This is a genomic window from Streptomyces sp. NPDC039430, assembly GCF_055639435.1.
Genome location: NZ_JBVKAK010000010.1, coordinates 247097 through 264913, shown reverse-complemented (window position 1 = coordinate 264913; position 17817 = coordinate 247097). Strand labels below are relative to the sequence as shown.

14 protein-coding genes and 2 pseudogenes are annotated in these 17817 nt (G+C 70.7%); 8 read left to right on the top strand and 8 right to left on the bottom strand.

The features are described from left to right. Positions 1-156 precede the first annotated feature (156 nt). The 4 genes and pseudogenes from ACZ7LS_RS25670 (at position 157) to ACZ7LS_RS25655 (ending at position 3347) form a co-directional block, all read left to right on the top strand. On the top strand, positions 157-321 hold the full coding sequence (locus ACZ7LS_RS25670) for a hypothetical protein (RefSeq protein WP_385136418.1): 165 nt from the start codon (positions 157-159) through the stop codon (positions 319-321). Between the two features lie 404 nt (positions 322-725). Next, positions 726-887, top strand: a pseudogene (locus tag ACZ7LS_RS25665) (carotenoid oxygenase family protein); the annotation flags it as partial. Positions 888-1260: 373 nt separating this feature from the next. Then, complete coding sequence (gene pip, locus ACZ7LS_RS25660) at positions 1261-2184, top strand: prolyl aminopeptidase (protein ID WP_385136416.1); 924 nt, start codon at positions 1261-1263, stop codon at positions 2182-2184. 167 nt (positions 2185-2351) lie between these two features. Then, complete coding sequence (locus ACZ7LS_RS25655) at positions 2352-3347, top strand: aldo/keto reductase (RefSeq protein ID WP_382527287.1); 996 nt, start codon at positions 2352-2354, stop codon at positions 3345-3347. Positions 3348-3539: 192 nt separating this feature from the next. Here the strand turns inward: ACZ7LS_RS25655 and thpR are convergent, their stop codons facing one another. From thpR to ACZ7LS_RS25640, 3 genes are all read right to left on the bottom strand, one after another. Continuing rightward, on the bottom strand, positions 3540-4229 hold the full coding sequence (gene thpR / locus ACZ7LS_RS25650) for an RNA 2',3'-cyclic phosphodiesterase (protein ID WP_385136424.1): 690 nt from the start codon (positions 4227-4229) through the stop codon (positions 3540-3542). Between the two features lie 299 nt (positions 4230-4528). Continuing rightward, positions 4529-5854, bottom strand: a complete 1326-nt coding sequence (locus tag ACZ7LS_RS25645) for an MFS transporter (RefSeq protein ID WP_382527397.1) — start codon at positions 5852-5854, stop codon at positions 4529-4531. 386 nt (positions 5855-6240) lie between these two features. After that, entirely contained in the window at positions 6241-6681 is a 441-nt protein-coding gene (locus tag ACZ7LS_RS25640) for a MarR family winged helix-turn-helix transcriptional regulator (protein ID WP_030351310.1), read from the bottom strand. A 165-nt stretch (positions 6682-6846) separates the two neighbouring features. On the opposite strand from ACZ7LS_RS25640, the gene ACZ7LS_RS25635 reads away from it, so the two are divergent. After that, positions 6847-7044, top strand: a complete 198-nt coding sequence (locus ACZ7LS_RS25635) for a ribbon-helix-helix protein, CopG family (RefSeq protein WP_382527291.1) — start codon at positions 6847-6849, stop codon at positions 7042-7044. Positions 7045-7074: 30 nt separating this feature from the next. Here ACZ7LS_RS25635 and ACZ7LS_RS25630 read toward each other — a convergent pair whose 3' ends face one another. After that, positions 7075-8529 carry an NCS2 family permease gene (locus ACZ7LS_RS25630; protein ID WP_382527294.1) on the bottom strand — a complete coding sequence of 485 codons (1455 nt, stop codon included), beginning with the start codon at positions 8527-8529 and terminating at the stop codon, positions 7075-7077. A gap of 248 nt (positions 8530-8777) precedes the next feature. Here ACZ7LS_RS25630 and ACZ7LS_RS25625 point away from each other — a divergent pair, with 248 nt between their 5' ends. Together ACZ7LS_RS25625 and ACZ7LS_RS25620 are read left to right on the top strand one after the other, a co-directional pair. After that, positions 8778-9107, top strand: coding sequence for a DUF2530 domain-containing protein (locus ACZ7LS_RS25625; protein WP_385136413.1), 330 nt, complete (start codon positions 8778-8780; stop codon positions 9105-9107). A gap of 233 nt (positions 9108-9340) precedes the next feature. Further along, on the top strand, positions 9341-11977 hold the full coding sequence (locus ACZ7LS_RS25620) for an HAD-IC family P-type ATPase (protein WP_385136410.1): 2637 nt from the start codon (positions 9341-9343) through the stop codon (positions 11975-11977). 98 nt (positions 11978-12075) lie between these two features. Here ACZ7LS_RS25620 and ACZ7LS_RS25615 read toward each other — a convergent pair. Next, positions 12076-12348, bottom strand: a pseudogene (locus tag ACZ7LS_RS25615) (calcium-binding protein); the annotation flags it as partial. A 173-nt stretch (positions 12349-12521) separates the two neighbouring features. Further along, positions 12522-12773, bottom strand: coding sequence for a hypothetical protein (locus ACZ7LS_RS25610; protein WP_385136426.1), 252 nt, complete (start codon positions 12771-12773; stop codon positions 12522-12524). Here ACZ7LS_RS25610 and ACZ7LS_RS25605 point away from each other — a divergent pair. After that, the gene (locus tag ACZ7LS_RS25605; RefSeq protein WP_385136421.1) at positions 12655-12987 is read left to right on the top strand and encodes a DUF5707 domain-containing protein; all 333 of its coding nucleotides are present in this window, start codon (positions 12655-12657) and stop codon (positions 12985-12987) included. The genes ACZ7LS_RS25610 and ACZ7LS_RS25605 overlap by 119 nt on opposite strands. Positions 12988-13020: 33 nt before the next feature. Here the strand turns inward: ACZ7LS_RS25605 and ACZ7LS_RS25600 are convergent, their stop codons facing one another. Further along, the gene (locus ACZ7LS_RS25600; protein WP_385136407.1) at positions 13021-16140 is read right to left on the bottom strand and encodes a sacsin N-terminal ATP-binding-like domain-containing protein; all 3120 of its coding nucleotides are present in this window, start codon (positions 16138-16140) and stop codon (positions 13021-13023) included. Positions 16141-16689: 549 nt separating this feature from the next. Next, positions 16690-17640 (bottom strand): DUF3027 domain-containing protein, encoded by a 951-nt coding sequence (locus tag ACZ7LS_RS25595; RefSeq protein WP_382527305.1) that lies wholly within the window; start codon positions 17638-17640, stop codon positions 16690-16692. Positions 17641-17817 lie beyond the last annotated feature (177 nt).

The window sequence follows — 17817 nt, the reverse complement described above, 5'->3', positions numbered from 1 at the left end:
AGCTCCCACAGCCCGTCCGGAAGGATCCATCCCCACTGTCCACTCCCCATGCCCAACGCAACTGCCAACTGACCATGTAGGACACGGTCTAAGCCCTGGACGAGCCCGACGCGTGAGCAAGCACAAGAACTGTTCCGGCTACAGGCGGAAACCACCATGGAACTCGGCATCGTTCAACGAGAACGGCGCGCGGCTGTACTCCTCGCAGACATCGGCATCGACTACCCGTACACCTACGACGGAGCCCCCTTCCCCGCCGCCGCGTTCGTCCAGCCGCAAACCCGGACAGCCATGAACACCACCGGGCGCCGCATCGCGTAGCCCCACCTCAGACTGCAAACCAGCCCCGTCCGGCCACATGCCGGGCGGGGCTCTTTCCTGTGCTCTGACCTGGTGATTCCCAATTCCCAGGGTGTACGGTCTACCCCCGGGCCGCCCCCTCAAAGCAGCACTTGCGGTGCAGGGACGGGAGTCAAGGGTGGAGCGCAGCGCAATCGGCGCAGCCGACGCGACGGAGGAGCGCCCTTGACGCCCGACCCGGAGCCGCGACACTGAAGCCTCAGGGGCGGCCCCCACCCGACACCACACCCCCGGGTCACCAGGGTTACCTCTTGGTCCTCACCCGCAGTCGAAGAACCCTCCCGGACCAGCGGGGCATGCGCCCCAACCACCCACCCACACCAGCCCGCCAAGCCGGAGCCCCGCCGCCCCACTCCACCCCCGCGCTCGGCGACGGGATGGTCCACGGCGTACGCCTACGGAACGGCCGCGCCGAGTGGTACCGCAACCGCTGGATACGGTCGGCCGCCGTGGCCCGCAAGCTGGGCGAGCCGTACGACGGTCCGGTTCCTGACAACGACTTCGCGACCAACACCCATAGCCGCCCGCTGGTTCGAGGTGTCATCCGCCTTCTACTCGCACACCCTCAACACGTATGACGAGGGCCCGTCCGTGGTCGTAGATCTCACCACCATGCCGGCGCCCTTCTTCGTGGCCGCCCGGGGCTCCGGCGGCATCGCTACGCGTACTCCGCCACGGCCGGCGGCCAGGGCGCGTCGGTAAGGTCGGCGCCGTCCTCACCGAAACGAACTGAAACGAACCGAACCGAACCATCACTCCGCGCGCCGCACCCATGGAGCCCACCCCATGCCTCAGCCCCAATCCCAACCCCAGACTCACCCCCAATCCCAGACTCACCCCCAACCCCAGACCCAGTCACCGGACCCGCTCTACCCGCCCACCGACCCCTACGACCACGGCATGCTCGACGTCGGTGACGGCAACCTCGTCCACTGGCAAGTCTGCGGCAATCCGCGAGGCAAGCCCGCCCTCGTCGTGCACGGCGGCCCCGGATCGGGAACCGGCCCGCGTTCCCGGCGGTTCTTCGACCCCGAGCGCTACCGCACCGTCCTGTTCGACCAGCGCAACTGCGGACGCAGCACCCCGCACGCGAGCGACCCGGCCGCCGATCTGCGCCACAACACCACCGACCATCTCATCGCCGACATGGAGCGGTTGCGGATCCATCTGGGGATCGACCGCTGGCTGCTGTTCGGCGGCTCCTGGGGCTCGACGCTGATCCTCGCGTACGCCGAGAGGCACCCGGAGCGGGTCTCCGAGATCGTCATCTCCGGAGTCACCACGACCCGGCGGTCGGAGATCGAGTGGCTGTACGGGGGTGCCGGACAGATCTTCCCCGAGCAGTGGGAACGCTTCCGCGCAGGCGTCCCGGAGGCCGAGCGCGGCGAGCGCGCCGCCGATCTCGTCGCCGCCTACGCCCGGCTGACGGAGCACCCCGACCCCGCCGTACGGGAGCGGGCCACGGCCGACTGGTGCGCCTGGGAGGACGCCGTACTCTCCATGGAGCCGCACGGCTCGGCCCATCCGTTCGGTGAGCGGGAACCCGCCGCCCGGCGTGCCGTCGTCCGTATCTGCGCGCACTACTTCTCGCACGGCGCCTGGCTCGACGAGGGCGCGCTGCTGCGCGACGCGGGGCGGCTGGCGGGGATCCCGGGCGTCCTGGTGCACGGCCGCTTCGATCTGGGCGCGCCGCTCGGTACGGCATGGGAGCTGGCCCGCGTCTGGCCGGACGCGCGGCTGATCATCATCGAGGACGCGGGACACAAAGGCAGTACGGCGGAACGTCGCGAAGTACGGTCGGCCATCGACGCGTTCGCGAACTGATAAGAACCGCCACGAACCACTACGAACCACTACGAACCGAGGGCGACCCCGGGGGCGACCCGGGGGCGAGCCGAGGGCGCCCCGAGACAAGCCGAGACGAGCCGAGACGGCCACAAGGCCCAGCAGGGGTTGCTTCGAGTGCGCTCGAACGCGTTGGCTGTGGAGTCATGAAGTACACGCAGCTCGGACGCACCGGACTCAAGGTAAGCCGACTCGTCCTCGGGACGATGAACTTCGGCCCGCTCACCAACGAGGCCGACAGTCACACGATCATGGACGCCGCGCTCGACGCGGGCATCAATTTCTTCGACACTGCCAATGTCTACGGCTGGGGCGACAACAAGGGCCGTACCGAGGAGATCCTCGGCACCTGGTTCGCCAAGGGCGGCGACCGCCGCGACAAGGTCGTCCTCGCCACCAAGGTCTACGGGAACATGGGCGGCGACGGCCCCGCGTGGCCCAACCACGACAAGCTCTCCGCCCTCAATATCCGCCGCGCGGTCGACGCCAGCCTCAAGCGGCTCCAGACCGACCACATCGATCTCTACCAGTTCCACCACATCGACCGGGACACCCCGGTCGAGGAGATCTGGCAGGCCATCGACACCCTGATCCAGCAGGGCAAGATCCTTTACGCGGGCTCCTCCAACTTCCCCGGCTGGAAGATCGCGCAGACCAATGAGACGGCCCGCAGGCTCGGTTCGTACGGTCTGGTCAGTGAGCAGTGCCTGTACAACCTGGCCGAGCGCCGCGCCGAGATGGAGGTCATCCCGGCCGCGCAGGAGTACGGCCTCGGGGTCATCCCCTGGTCGCCGCTGAGCGGCGGTCTGCTGGGCGGCGCGATCCGCAAGGAGCGCGAGGGCGGCGGATCCCGCACGGCCCAGGGCCGTTCGGGCAGCGGGCTCGCCAATACGAAGATCCGGGCGCAGGTCCAGTCGTACGAGGACCTGCTCGACAAGCACGGCATCGACCCCGGCGAGGCGGCGCTGGCCTGGCTGCTCACCCGGCCCGGGGTGACGGGCCCGATCGTCGGCCCGCGGACGCTGGAGCAGCTGGAGTCGGCGCAGCGCGCGGTCGAGCTGGAGCTGTCGGAGGAGGTCCTGTCCTCGCTGGACGAGATCTTCCCGGGTACTGGCCCGTCGCCGGAGGCCTTCGCCTGGTAGCCGACGGACGCGGCTGAGCGCGGCCGGGGCCGGTGACCAGGTCCTGTCCAGCCGGACAGGACCTAACCGACCGCGGCCGCCACAGCGATGATCGCGAACATCAGCACAAGCACGCCCGCCATGATGCGGTTCCGGGTTTTGGGGTCCACACGTCGAGGTTAACGGCCGGGGGTGACAGCACCGGCGGCCGGGTTACCCGGACGCCCCCGGCAGGGCCCCGCCGCCCGGCCGGGCCCGGCCGAGCGGCATGCGCGCGACCGCCTCGTACCGCGGCTGCTCCCCCGGGACCCCGCTGACCGGCAGCCGGCTGTGTACGAGCACCAGCTCGGCCACCTGCCACGGCGTGCCCTCGAACCCGCTCAGGGCCTCCGCGTACAGCCGCAGGTCCACGTCCGTACTGTCAGTCACACCCGTCACACCCGTCACACCCGTCACACTCGTCGCACCCCCCTCCCTACCGCCGCCACGGCTGCCACGGCTGCCACGGCTGCGCGCGAGCGTCAGATGTGCCTGATAGTGGCGGTGCTCCTCCATCGGCACCCCGGTCCGCCGCGCCGCCGCGTCGGCGCGCTCCGCGAGGAGGCGCATGTCGCCGATCCCCCCGGCGGCCCCGGCCCACAGGGCCCGTCCGCCGAAGTGCCCGCCCCCGTGGATACGGAGCGGAAACGGCTCCGTACGCCGCGCGGCCCGCTCCAGGCGCTCGGTCAGTTCGGGGAGCAGCCGGTCCTCGACCTCCCCCATGAAGGCGAGCGTGAAGTGCCACCCGTCGCGGCCGGTCCACCGCAACCCCTCAGCACCGGGCAGCTCCCGGAGACGGCCCACGGCACGGTCCAGTTCCTCGACGGCTTCGGCGGGCGGCAGTACGGCGGCGAACAGTCTCATGGTCATGAACCTCCCCTGCTCATGAAGCCGAGTCTCCCAGCCATCCGAAACCGTACGTAACCGGGTCACCGTGCGTATCGTTGTACTGCGCTGCTGCCGCGACTTCGTGGCAGCGTGGAGGAGCGCCAGGATGACCGCCGTCGTAGAGACCGTCAGGATCGCCATGGGCGCGGAAAAGAAGGTCCTTACCCTGAAGGCCGACAGGTTCCCCCGCAGCTGACCCCTCGCCTCCGCACGGTGATGGCCCCGACCACACCCACCCGGTCGGGGCCATCCTCCGTCCACTGCCTCCACCGCGTCTACGCCGCCGTCGCCAGCTCTTCCTTCTTCGGTACGAACGCCACATGCGGCCGTCCGCCGCGCAGGCCGACCTTCAGCCGTACCCCCGCCACCCGGGTCAGGATCAGGCCGATCGTCGCCGCCGCGAGCAGTGAGACCAGGCCGCCGGTGGCGAAGCCGACGCGGGCGCCGTACGTATCGGTGACCCAGCCCAGCAGCGGGCCGCCGATGGGGGTGCCGCCGACGAAGACCATCATGTAGAGGCTCATCACGCGGCCCCGCATCTCGGGGTCGGACGCCATCTGGACGCTCGTGTTGGCGCTGATGTTGGTCGTCAGGCCGAGCATGCCGATGGGCAGGAGCAGCAGCGAGAACAGCCAGACCCACGGCGAGAAGGACACTACGATCTCCAGCACGCCGAAGGCCATCGCCGCGAGGACGAGCAGCCGCAGCCGGCTGGTGCCGCGCCGGGCGGCGAGCAGGGCGCCCGCCAGGGAGCCGGCCGCCATCAGGATGTTGAAGAAGGAGTACAGCCCGGCGCCGCCGTCGTAGACCTCGTGCGCGAAGGCCGTCAGCCAGATCGGGAAGTTGAAGCCGAAGGTGCCGATGAAGCCGACGAGGACGATCGGCCAGATCAGCTCGGGGCGGCCTCGCACATAGCTCAGTCCCTCCCTGAGCTGGCCCTTTCCGCGCGGTACGCGGACGGACTTGTGCAGCTCGTGCTGGCGCATCAGCAGCAGGCCGGTGAGCGGGGCGATGAAGGACAGGCCGTTGAGCATGAACGCCCAGCCGCTGCCGACCGTGGTGATCAGGACGCCCGCGACGGCGGGGCCGATGAGCCGGGCGGACTGGAAGTTGGCCGAGTTGAGGCTGACCGCGTTGCGCAGCTGGCTCGGGCCGACCATCTCGGAGACGAAGGACTGGCGGCTCGGGTTGTCGACGACCGTCACCATGCCGAGAAGGAAGGCGATCAGATAGACGTGCCAGACCTGGACGTGTCCGGAGAGTGTGAGGAAGGCGAGCGCGAGACCGCACAGGCCCATCGCGCCCTGGGTGAAGAGCAGGATCTGACGCTTCGGGTAGCGGTCGGCGATGACGCCGCCGTAGAGGCCGAAGAGCAGCATCGGCAGAAACTGGAGGGCCGTCGTGATGCCGACGGCCGCCGATGAGCCGGTCAGGCTGAGGACCAGCCAGTCCTGGGTGATCCGGGACATCCACGTACCGATGTTGGAGACGACGGCGCCCGTCGCGAACAGCCGGTAGTTGCGGATCTTCAGCGACGAGAACGTCCCGCCGCCGGTCGTGCGCTCGACGGCCGCGCCGTCGGGTATCTCACCGTCGGATATGCCGCTGTCGGATATATCGCTGTCAGGTATGGCTATACCGCTGTCGGGTGTGCCGATCGCGAGTGTCCCGCCGGCACGTGTCCCACTGTCGGATATGTCGCTGCCGGGTGTGCCGCTGTCGGCTATCCCGCTTGCGGATGTGCCGCTGTCGCGCGGACAGCTGTCCTGAGTCGCACGCTCCGAAGTCGTCTTCCCGGAAGTCGTCTTCTCGGAAGTCGCCTTGTCCGAAGTGGCCTTGCCCGAAGTGGCCTTGCCCGACGTCGTCTTGCCCGACGTCTTGTTCGCTCTGTCCGAGGTGGTGAGGTCGTGGGTGGATTTCGGTGCGGGGGCGGAGTCTGCTCCGGATCCCGTACTCAAAGTGGGTTCGCCTCCTTACGGCGCGCGGATTACAAGTGGGCGAGCTTCTCCAGTACGGGGGCGGCAGCGCGCAGCTTCGCCCACTCGTCATCGTCCAGGCCTTCAGCGAGGGACGCCAGCCAGACATTGCGCTTGCGACGGCTCTCTTCGAGCATCGCCTCGGCCCGTTCTGTCTGGCTGACCACCTTCTGCCGACGGTCGTCGGGGTGCGGCTCGAGCCTGACGAGACCCTTCGCTTCCAGCAGCGCCACGATGCGGGTCATCGACGGCGGCTGGACATGCTCCTTGCGCGCCAGCTCGCCCGGGGTGGCGGAACCACAGCGCGCGAGGGTGCCCAGCACCGACATCTCGGTGGGACTCAGCGACTCGTCGACACGTTGGTGCTTCAGGCGCCGGCCCAGCCGCATGACGGCGGAGCGCAGGGAGTTCACGGCGGCTTCGTTTTCGTCGCCGTGGAGCAGGTCAGGCATGTTTGTTAGCGTAACTCATTACCCAACCTAAATACCACCCGGCTACACGCGCCCCACAACATGCTCCGCAGCGACCGCAAAGATCATGCGAAGGGTCACCCGAACGAGTGAGAGCGCTGCGGAACGTGACACACCAGGGCGCGTACGGGCCCGACCCTGGTGCGTATGGGATCGACAGTGCTCAGCCTGCGGATCGACGGTGAGCTGCTCGACCGGCTCCGGCGCCATGCCGCCATACGCGGAATGAGCGTCCAGGACTATGTGGTCCAGACGCTCATTCGCGATGACTTCGACGAACGCTTCACGTCGGCCGTCGAGGAGACGGAGAAGTTCTACGGGGTGAACGAATCCGGGGTGAAATGAGGCGGCCCCCGCGGACCCTGGGCCCGGCCGCTACGTCAGACCGAGCGCCGGCATCGCGTAGTAGAAGACGAAGACCGCCGAGACGACATACATCGCCACCGGCACCTCACGCCCCCGCCCGGCCGCCAGCCGCAGCACGCTGAAGCTGATGAAGCCGATGCCGATGCCGTTGGTGATCGAGTACGTGAACGGCATCATCACCATCGCCAGGAAGGCCGGAACGGCGATGGTGAAGTCGCTCCAGTCGATGTCCCGTACCGAACCGGCCAGGATCAGGAAGCCGACCGCGACCAGAGCGGGCGTCGCCGCCTGGGACGGGACCATCGTCGCCAGTGGCGTGAGGAACAGCGCCACCGTGAAGAGCAGACCCGAGACGATGGAGGCCAGTCCGGTCCTCGCGCCCTCGCCGACACCGGCCGTGGACTCCACGAAGCAGGTGTTCGCCGAGGCCGAGGACGCGCCGCCGGCCGCCACCGCGATGCCGTCGACGAAGAGGACCTTGTTGATACCGGGCAGGTTCCCCTGCTTGTCCATCAGCTTGGCCTCGTCACCGACGCCGAGGATCGTGCCCATGGCGTCGAAGAAGGACGACAGCAGCACGGTGAAGACGAACAGCACACCGGTCAGGACGCCGACCTTCTCGAAGCCGCCGAAGAGACTGAAGTCCCCGATCAGGCTGAAGTCCGGGGTGGAGACCGGATTCCCCGGCCACTTCGGGGTCGTCAGTCCCCAGCTCGGCACCTTCGCGACCGCGTCGATGATCATCGCCACCACCGTCATCGCCACGATGGAGATCAGGATCGCGCCCGGCACCTTGCGGATGATCAGCGCGAGCGTCAGCAGCACCCCGATGGCGAAGACCAGCACCGGCCAGCCGTACAGATGACCGTCGGAGCCGAGCTGGAGCGGCACGGTGGTCTGGGCGATGTCCGGGATACGCGACACGAAGCCGGAGTCGACCAGCCCGATCAGCATGATGAACAGGCCGATACCGATCGCGATGCCCTTGCGCAGCCCGATCGGCACAGCGCTCATCACGCGCTCCCGCAGACCGGTCGCCACCAGCAGCATCACCACGAGACCGGCGAGTACGACCATGCCCATCGCGTCCGGCCAGCTCATCCTGGGGGCGAGCTGGAGGGCTACGACGGTGTTGATGCCGAGGCCGGCCGCCAGGGCGATCGGCACATTGCCGATGACCCCCATCAGCAGAGTGGAGAACGCGGCGGTCAGCACGGTCGCGGTGACCAGCTGGCCGTTGTCGAGCTGATGCCCGTACATGTCCTTCGCGCTGCCGAGAATGATCGGGTTCAGCACGATGATGTACGCCATCGCGAAGAAGGTGGCGAAGCCGCCGCGTACCTCACGGCCGACCGTGGAGCCGCGCTCCGAGATCTTGAAGAACCGGTCCAGCCCGCCGGACGGCTGCCCGGGGGTCGGCGGCTGGGCGTCGGAACCGACCGGAGCGGTGGCCGAGGGGGGCATGCGGAACCTCAGTCGTCGTACGAGAAGGAAGAAGGACGTGCGGAAGGACGTGCAGGACGGGAAAAGAGCGGACGAGCGAGCGACATCAGACGGACTTGAGCCAGACTTGGACATTCAAACGAACAAAACAAGTCAGCCAGAAACCGTTTCAGTATGAATACATGAGTCGAAGATCGCTATCTCCGCGCGTAGACCCTCCCCACGCCCGCCTCCGCGCCCCCCTCAGGGCCCCGCATAGACTGACGGGCATGACCGGTTCTTGGACGGGAACTCCCCGGCGTGCGGCCCCCGAGCCCCTGGAGGGGCCGGTCGTCGGCACCATCACGGGCGGCACGATCATCTGGTTCGCCCTCTTCCTTCTTCAGCTCCCGTTCTATGGCTGGTTCAGTGACCACGGGCACACCTGGTGGATCTGGACCTGCCTCGCCGGCGGCGGGCTCGGGCTCATCGGCATCTGGTACGTACGGGGACGGGACGCGGCGATCAAGCGCGCGGCAGCCGCGGCGGCGCGCACGTCGGACGGGACGGACGGAACGAACGGGGCGGACGGCTCCGACCACCCCCACGGCACCTCCTGAGCCGCGGCCTCTTCCGAGCCCGCACCCGAACTCGCCTCCGAGGCCCGCACCCAACCTCACCCCCGAGGCCCGCGCCCGACCCCGAACCCGACGAACCCGAACCCGAGCCCCGGCCGAAGTCTCATCCCAGGCCCCCTCGCCGTACTGCCGGAGGACGATCCGCCTCGTTCCCGGGTCGGATCTTCCCCCCGGCCGGCGGGTGAACGCGCCCGGCCGGCCGTACCGTCGAAACCATGACGCAGCGGGCGAAGATCGACACCGACGGCCCCGAGCCCCATGGCCCCGAGCCGCACGGTCGCGGATCTCACGGCCCGACCGACCCAGCGGACCCAACCGGCCCGGCCACCGCCCCAACCGGCCCGGCCACCAACCCGGCCAATCCAACCGGCCCGACCGCCCCAACCGGCCCGGCCAACCCATCCGGCCCGACCGGCCCGACCGGCCCGACCGGCTCCAGCGGCCCGCTCATCGACGCGGGCGCCGAACTCGACCCCGTACACCCCAGGAGACCGCCCCGGCCCAGCGGTCGCCACAGCGGTCTGACCGCCGCCGAGGTGGCGCGGCATGTCGCCCGCGGCGAGGTCAACGACGTCCCGGTCCGCAGCAGCCGCTCGCTCGCCGAGATCATCCGCGCCAACGTCTTCACCCGCTTCAACGCGATCATCGGCGTGCTCTGGGTGATCATGTTCTTCGTCGCGCCGATCCAGGACACGCTCTTCGGCTTCGTGATTATCGCCAACACCGGGATCGGCATCATCCAGGAGTGGCGCGCCAAGCGGACCCTGGACGGGCTCGCGGTGATCGGCGAGGCGAAGCCGACCGTACGGCGTGACGGCGTCTCCGCCGAGATCTCCACCAGTGAGATCGTCCTCGGGGACCTCATCGAGCTGGGCCCGGGCGACAAGGTCGTGGTCGACGGCGAGATGGTCGAGGCCGACAGCATCGAGGTCGACGAATCGCTGCTCACCGGTGAGGCGGACCCGGTGCTGAAACGTCCAGGCGACCAGGTGATGTCCGGCAGTTTCGTGGTCGTCGGCGGCGGCGCGTTCCGGGCGACCAAGGTCGGCCGCGACGCCTATGCCGCGCAGCTCGCGGAGGAGGCGTCCCGCTTCACGCTGGTCGACTCCGAGCTGCGCAACGGCATCAGCACGATCCTGAAGTACGTCACATGGATGATGATCCCGACCGCCCTCGGACTGATCATCAGCCAGCTGGTCGTCCAGCAGAACGACTTCAAGAACTCCATCGCCAGGACCGTTGGCGGCATTGTTCCCATGATCCCCGAGGGCCTCGTCCTGCTGACCTCCGTCGCCTTCGCGATCGGGGTCATCCGGCTCGGCCGCAAGCAGTGCCTGGTGCAGGAGCTGCCGGCCATCGAGGGGCTGGCGCGCGTCGATGTCGTCTGTCTCGACAAGACGGGCACGCTCACCGAGGGCGGCATGGACGTGCGCGAGCTGCGCGCGCTGAACGGCGCGGACGTGACGTACGTACGGCAGGTCCTCGGCGCGATCGGGCAGTCCGATCCGCGCCCGAACGCCAGCCTCCGGGCGATCATCGACGCGTACCGGGACGAGAGCGGGCGGTGGCCCGTCACGAAGGCGCTGCCCTTCTCCTCCGTACGCAAGTACAGCGGCGCCGCCTTCGGCGAGCCGGCCGGCGGATCCTCCCGCTGGCTGCTCGGCGCGCCCGATGTACTGCTGCCCTCCGACGATCCCGCGCTCACCGAGATCGACCACCTCAACCAGCAGGGCCTGCGCGTGCTGCTGCTCGCCCGCACCGACCGTGCGCTGGACGCCCCCGACGCCGCCTCCGGGGCCCGCGCGACCGCGCTCGTCGTCCTGGAGCAGCGGCTGCGGCCGGACGCCGCCGACACCCTCGCGTACTTCGCGCAACAGGACGTCGCCGCCAAGGTCATCTCCGGCGACAACGCGGTCTCGGTCGGCGCGGTGGCCGGAAAGCTCGGCCTGCCGGGCGCGGAGCACACCGTCGACGCCCGCCAACTGCCCGCCGACCGCGCGGAGATGGCCGAGGCGCTCGACTCCGGCGCGGTCTTCGGCCGGGTCACCCCGCAGCAGAAACGCGACATGGTCGGCGCGCTCCAGTCACGCGGGCATACGGTCGCGATGACCGGGGACGGCGTCAACGACGTCCTGGCGCTGAAGGACGCGGACATCGGCGTCTCGATGGGCTCGGGCTCGGAGGCGACGCGCGCCGTGGCCCAGATCGTGCTGCTGAACAACAGCTTCTCGACGCTGCCGTCGGTGGTCGCCGAGGGCCGCAGGGTCATCGGCAACATCACGCGCGTGGCGACGCTCTTCCTGACGAAGACGGTCTACTCGGTGCTGCTGGCGATCCTGGTGGCCTGCTTCCAGGTGGAGTACCCGTTCCTGCCGCGCCATCTGACGCTGCTCTCCACGCTGACGATCGGCATCCCGGCGTTCTTCCTGGCGCTGGCCCCGAACACCGAGCGCGCCCGGCCGAACTTCGTTCGCAGGGTGATGCGGTACGCGATCCCCTCGGGCGTCATCGCGGCGATCGCCACCTTCGTCACGTATCTGCTGGCCAGAAGCCACTACTCGGGCCCCGACGCCCTGAACGCGGAGACCAGCGCGGCCACGCTCACGCTGTTCCTGGTCTCCATGTGGGTGCTAGCGATCGTGGCGCGGCCCTACACCTGGTGGCGGATCGGCCTGGTGGTGTCCATGGGAGCGGCGTTCCTGGTGGTGCTGGCCGTGCCGTGGCTCCAGCACTTCTTCGCGCTGAAACTGGTGGGTACGACGATGCCGTGGACGGCGGTCGCCATCGCGGTGGTGGCGTCGGCGGCGCTGGAGTTCTGCTGGCGGTGGGTGGGCCGCAGATTCACGGCGTAGTCCACTTCACCGCGTGGTCCACTCCGTCGGCGACGGAATCAGGAGGGCCCGGCCGGCTGCCGGGCCCCCCTGGTTACTGTCGCGACCGCGCGCTCGGGCTACTTCACGTCGACGAAGTCACCGGTGGCGCTGACCGCGGGGGTCGAGGCCGTACCGGCGAAGCTCCAGCGCCAGTAGCCGTCCTCGACCGCCTTGACCGTGGTCTTCAGCGTGCCGGTGCTGGAGCCCTTCACGGTCTTGACGGTGGTGTAGGTGCTGCTGTTCTTCTTCCGGAACTGGAGCTTCACGTCCTGGGTGGCGTACCCCTTGTAGGTGCCGGTGTCCCAGTTGGCGCGCGACAGCTTGCCGGTGACCGTGATGGTCTTGCCCTTCATCCGGATCTTGGTCGCGGTGAAGTTCTCCGTGATGTCGGATTCGTTGGAGAGGACGAAGGCGGCGGTCTTCCAGTACGTGGCCGCCTCGTTGATGAGGTACGTGCCACTGTTGCCGCTGTCTCCGGCGCCCTGGCCCTGTCCGCCCTCGCCGTAGCGGCGTCCCAGGCGGCTCAGTCCCACGACGACCTCCCGGCGATCACGTCCTTCGGCTTCCCGGCGCAGGACCGCGCCGCCGCGCCGAAGGCCAAGGGGCTCGCCGCGCCGAAGGCCGCCGCCGCGCTTCCGGTGATCAGCAAGGTCGTCGTGAACGGCGGCAAGCCCATCGTCGTCGGCACCACCGCCACCAAGAAGGTGTCGATCGCGATCACCGCGTCCCACAGGTCGGGGATCGCCGACGCGGCGACGTTCATCTGGTTCAGCAAGGACGCCGCCACGGACATGTACTACGGCTTCGAACAGAACGAGGACGCCGCCACGTGCAAGGCGGCCAGTGCCACCACCTCGACCTGCACGCTGAGTGTCACGGTCGACCCGTGTCTGGTCTGTGGGTCTGCTGACCCGACTGACCAGACCTGGGACCAACGTGAAAGGTTGTACACAAAGGTGAAGTTTTCGCGAAGGCATGTTTGGGACTGATGTCTGAGACGGCCAACACGCCGTCCCGGACCGTCAGTCGAACCAGCGGTCCCTGGCCAGCTCCGCCGTCCGCGACGGATCCTCCAGCAGCGCCGCCACCTCGAAGCGCCGGGGCCACTGCCCCGCCGCCCAGGCCAGCCCCGCCGCCACGCCCTCCAGCGTCGCCGCGTGCAGCACTCCGTCCGGCGTGCGGCGCCAGTCCAGCTCGACGCCGCCCGCGAGGAGTTCCTCGTGCTCCACATACGTGCCGGGGGTGGCCGCGCCGAGCAGTACGCGCACGGACTCCGGGACCGTGTGCTCCTCGCCCTCCGTCGTCACCTCCGCCGCCGCGGCCACCACCTCGCTCAGCCGCCGCACCTGGAGCAGGTCGGCCAGCTCGCCCACCCGGGTCGGCGACACCGGCAGCAGCGGCAGCCCGCCCGCCAGCGGCAGCAGATCGGGCGCGTCCGCGATCACCGCGTCCGCCGCGTCGGTCACCCGCACCTCGCCGTCGACGACCGCGCGCAGCTCGTCCGGGAGCGTCACCTGCTCGGGATCGAGATCCGCGAGCGCCGTGTACAGCCCGTGCAGCTGCTCCGGGCTCACGTCCCGCTCCGGGTCGGCCAGCCTCCCCAGCAGCTCCGCCGCGCCGCCCGGCTCGTCCAGCAGCGCGGCGACCGAGGTCCGTACCCCCAGCGCCCGCAGCACCTGCGCGTCGTCGAAGCCCGTCGCGTCCACGGAGTCGTACAGCCCCGCCAGCAGGGGGTCACCGCTCGCGGCCCGCAGTCCGGCCGGGCGGCGCCCGTCGAGTACGGGATGGTCGCGCAGCCACCACGCGGTGTACGAACGCACCGTCTCCGTCGTACCGTCCGGCATCAGCACCCGTACGGACTGGGTCAGCGCGTCCCGCAGCGGCGGCCGTGCCAGCAGCGCCAGCGCCCGCGGCCACGCGTCGTCGTCGACCAGGTCCAGATCCCGTACGGCCACGATCTCCGTCGCGACCGGCGGTACGGGCGTCTCCGGCAGCCGGTCCAGTACGTCCTCGCACCACACGTCGACGGCGTCCAGCAGCCCGGCGTCGTCGGGCTCGGCGAAGTCCCCTTCGCGGGGCTCCAGTTCATCGGGGTCCAGAACGACATCCGTGGCCCGTACGAGCGCGAAGTCCGCCAGGACACCGCAGGCGGCCAGCGGCTGCTCGCCCCAGCGCTCGGCCAGCTCCGCGTCACAGAAGGCGAGTTCGTCCTCGCGGAGCACCGACGCGAACGAGCCGCCCGGCAGCACGAGTTCACCGGCCGGTGCCAGCTCCCCGTCCTCGTCGGTCAGCGCCAGCGCGCCGAGCCACGGCTCGTCGCCCGCCTCCAGACCGGCGTCCCGTACGAGACCGAGCACGATCTCGGCGAGTTCTTCCGCGTCGGGCGTGTCGGCGTCCTCGTCCCAGACCTCGCCCGCGTCCAGCGAAGCGGCGACCGCCGCGCGCACCTGCGGGGTGGTCAGTACGGCGCGGGGCGTGGCGGGCAGCGCGCCCAGCTTCTCCAGCAGCGGATGCGCGGCCTCCGGATGCGCCACCTTCAGCCCCAGCCGCGCGAGTTCGGCCGACCCCACCGCGTCGGGCAGCGGCAGCAGGATCTGGCGCGGCCCGATCGTCGTACGGCCGTTGGCCAGCGGCACCGGCAGCCCGGACAGCCGCTCGGGATCGACGCCCGCGAGCGACTCGTACAGCCGCCACCACCAGGCCGGCGGGCGCTCGGCGCCCGCGATCCGTTCGATGGCCTCGCCGAGCGGCAGCCGCCCGACGCCCAGCGTGCGCAGCTCCACCCGCCGCTCGAACCCGGCGGGCAGCAGGGTCGGCAGCACCTCCGCCAGCACCCCCACCGTGCCGGCGCCCGCGCCCTCCACGACCTCCGCCTCGAACGGCCGCAGCGCGGTCAGCTCCTCGCTCGGAGCCGCCGGGGCGAGGAAGGCCACCCGGGGCAGCCGCTCCAGGATCGCGGCCCGCAGCCGGCCGTCCAGCTCGCCCTTGCCGAGCGGGCCCGGCACCAGATCGATGGTGCCGGTCGAGACCGGCTCCCAGCCGCCCAGCAGCTCCGCGTACGCGTCGGCCGCCTTCCCGACCAGGAAGTCGGTGAGCGGTCCCGGCGCGGGATGGCGCCGCGTCGTGTCGAGCGGCAGCGAGGCGATCAGCAGCGCGGGCACGCCGAGCGGCTCGTCCGTGGGCGTCGGCGCGTGCACGACGGGCGCGGTACGGGGGCGCGCCGGGGCGCCCTCCCCGTCCACGGGCACGGCCCAGGTGACGGACCAGTGGGGCCGCAGCCGCTCCTCGACGGGCCGCCCTTCGAGCAGCGCGGGGGGCGTCGCGCCCTGGTGACCGACGACCCGCCAGCGGTGCGTGGCACCGTCCGCGCTGTCGTCCACGTCGATGTACGGCCCGTCCTGCGAGCGGCGCAACACCCGCTCACCGTCAAGGGTTTCGATCACGACCTCGGCGAGTCCGGCGAGCGTCAGCAGCAGCGCGTCATCGACCCCGGCGAGGAGCCGCGCCACCAGATCGGCGGCGGTGCCGTCCCGCAGCGGCAGGATCACCACCGTGTCGTACCCCTCGGGGGCCGTGCCCTCCGCAGGCAGCGGCAGCCGCAGCAGCGGTACGTGTCCGTCACGGCGCCGCAGCTCGTCCCCAAGCCCGGGGCTCGCCTGGGCGACCTGCCCGGCCAGCTCGCGGGCCTCCGCGAGGGACCAGCGGACCCCGCCGTGCCGTCCGATGACGGCGGGCTCGTCGCTGACGGCGAGCACGGCGGCGAACCCGACGCCGAACCGGCCGACGGCGCTCTCGTGCCCCTCGCGCTTGGCCGAGGCCCGCAGCGTACTGAGCGACTCGACGCCGGTCGCGTCGAGCGGGGCGCCGGTGTTGGCGGCGACGAGTACGGCGGGGGCGTCGGGGCCGCCGGGACGCAGGGTCAGCCTGAGCCGGCCGGGTACGCCGGCTCGGGCGGCCGCGTCGGCGGCGTTCTGGGCCAGCTCGATGACGAGCCGGTCGCGGTAGCCGCCGAGCGCGAGGTCTTCCTCGGCGTTGGCGTCCTCCCGGAACCGGGCGGGGCTGGCGCCCCAGGCATCGAGTACCCCACGCCGCAGCCGAGCCGTCCCGAACGGGTCGGCCCCTTCGGTGGTCCTGACGCTCACGCTGTGACTCCGCTCTTTCGCTGTCGCGTACGTGCGGGCCGAAGGTACCGCGAGGCGCCGTCCGGCGGGGGGTGTGGGGGCGAGTGCGGCCCGGTGGCCCCGGCCTATCGGCGTCCCGGCTGGAGTGAGTGGGGGGGCGCTGGTGCGGTCCGCCAGTCGCTCTCCGCCGGGGCCGGGTGCGGGACGGTGCCGCCGCCTCCCCCCACCCCCGCGCACGGCCGCGTAGTCGGTGACGGGCGGTGAAGGGGGGCGCGCAGGGGTCGTGTCCGGGACGTGGAGCGTGATGTGTGGCGCACGACCGCCCGAACCAACGACAGGCCGGAGTCGCGCCGTACATCATGCAGTCCCGGACGCGAGCCCCGGAGCGCCACCCGGCGACAACCCGCACCGGGCCACCGGCACCCGCCGAAACGCGCCACGGCGACAACCCGCACCGGACCACCGGCCCCAGCCGAAACGCGCCCCGGCCCACGACCCCCGCCGGGAGGCGCACCGCCAGGAGACGCACCCGCCGGGAGGCGCACCGCCAGGAGGCGCACCGCCGGGAGGCTAGGAGTGGCCCAGGTCCTCCGAGTCGTCCTCCGCCGTGACCACCGACCCGCTGTCCGGCGACGGTCTCAGCGGAAACGCGTCCGTCGCCATCGAATCCAGCACCGGCGCCGCCCGCTTCGGCGGCTTCGGCATCACCGCCGCCTCCGAGTGGCCACCGCACCCGTACGCCAGCGATACGACCCGTCCGTCCGCCGGCGAGAACTCGTTCGCGCAGACGCCGAACGCCTGCCGCAGCGAGCCCGCGAGCGGCAGCAGGAAGCCGCAGGTCACGCAGGGCGCGGGGGCGGCCTGTGCCATGGGCGTCTTCGCGCCGAACGCCTCGTCCCAGCGGTCCGCCGCCGCGTGCAGCCCGTACCGCGACAGCACCCGCGCCCGGCGCATGCCGAGTTCCTCGGCGACCGACGCGATCGAGCCACGCTCGGGCGCGGGCGACGTGTCCGTCGCGCGGCCGGCCGGTTCGGGCGCCTCAGGTCCCGCGTCCTCCGCCTCGACGAGGTCCGCGAGGTTCTGCGGAGTCACCACGTCCGGCAGCACCGAGTTCGGCGGCGGCACGTCCGCGCCGGAGTAGCCGGGCTCCAGCCGCAGATCCTCCGCCTCGGTGGGCAGCAGATCGCCGGGGCCCATGTCGCCGGGCCGGAGGCGTTCGCTCCAGGGGACCCACTCGGGCGCCAGCAGGGCGTCGGGTCCTGGCAGCAGCACCGTTTCGTCCAGCGTGACGACCTTCGCGCGGGATGCCCGCGCGACCGTCACCGCCCAGCGCCAGCCCCGGTAACCGGGCTCCTTGCACTCGAAGAAGTGCGTGACGACCCGGTCCCCGTCCGCCACCACCGAGACATGTTCACCGACGACGCCGGGCGCGGCGGCCTCCTCGGCAGCCGACCTGGCGAGGTCTACCGCCTCGGCGCACAGGCGGTCGGGGGTTCGGCTTCGCGTCGTCGCAGCACTCACAGGTCTCGCTTCTCTCCTACGCCGTCTCACGGGTGCGCCGGCCGATTCGCGATGTACGAGCCGAGGGCGGAGCGGACCTGAGGGCCGCATCGACGTCCACGCCCGACCTCTTCTCGGGCACACCTATCGTTATCCATTCTGCGGGATGACGAAGAGGCGCGCGGCCGAGAACAACCG

Excerpts from the sequence above, each read along its gene's own strand:
- ACZ7LS_RS25620 (WP_385136410.1), top strand. The coding sequence starts at position 9,341 with ATGACGCAGCGGGCGAAGATCGACACCGACGGCCCCGAGCCCCATGGC.
- ACZ7LS_RS25635 (WP_382527291.1), top strand. The coding sequence starts at position 6,847 with ATGGGATCGACAGTGCTCAGCCTGCGGATCGACGGTGAGCTGCTCGAC.
- thpR (WP_385136424.1), bottom strand. The coding sequence starts at position 4,229 with ATGAGACTGTTCGCCGCCGTACTGCCGCCCGCCGAAGCCGTCGAGGAA.
- ACZ7LS_RS25655 (WP_382527287.1), top strand. The coding sequence starts at position 2,352 with ATGAAGTACACGCAGCTCGGACGCACCGGACTCAAGGTAAGCCGACTC.
- pip (WP_385136416.1), top strand. The coding sequence starts at position 1,261 with ATGCTCGACGTCGGTGACGGCAACCTCGTCCACTGGCAAGTCTGCGGC.
- ACZ7LS_RS25670 (WP_385136418.1), top strand. The coding sequence starts at position 157 with ATGGAACTCGGCATCGTTCAACGAGAACGGCGCGCGGCTGTACTCCTC.
- ACZ7LS_RS25630 (WP_382527294.1), bottom strand. The coding sequence starts at position 8,529 with ATGCCCCCCTCGGCCACCGCTCCGGTCGGTTCCGACGCCCAGCCGCCG.
- ACZ7LS_RS25640 (WP_030351310.1), bottom strand. The coding sequence starts at position 6,681 with ATGCCTGACCTGCTCCACGGCGACGAAAACGAAGCCGCCGTGAACTCC.
- ACZ7LS_RS25625 (WP_385136413.1), top strand. The coding sequence starts at position 8,778 with ATGACCGGTTCTTGGACGGGAACTCCCCGGCGTGCGGCCCCCGAGCCC.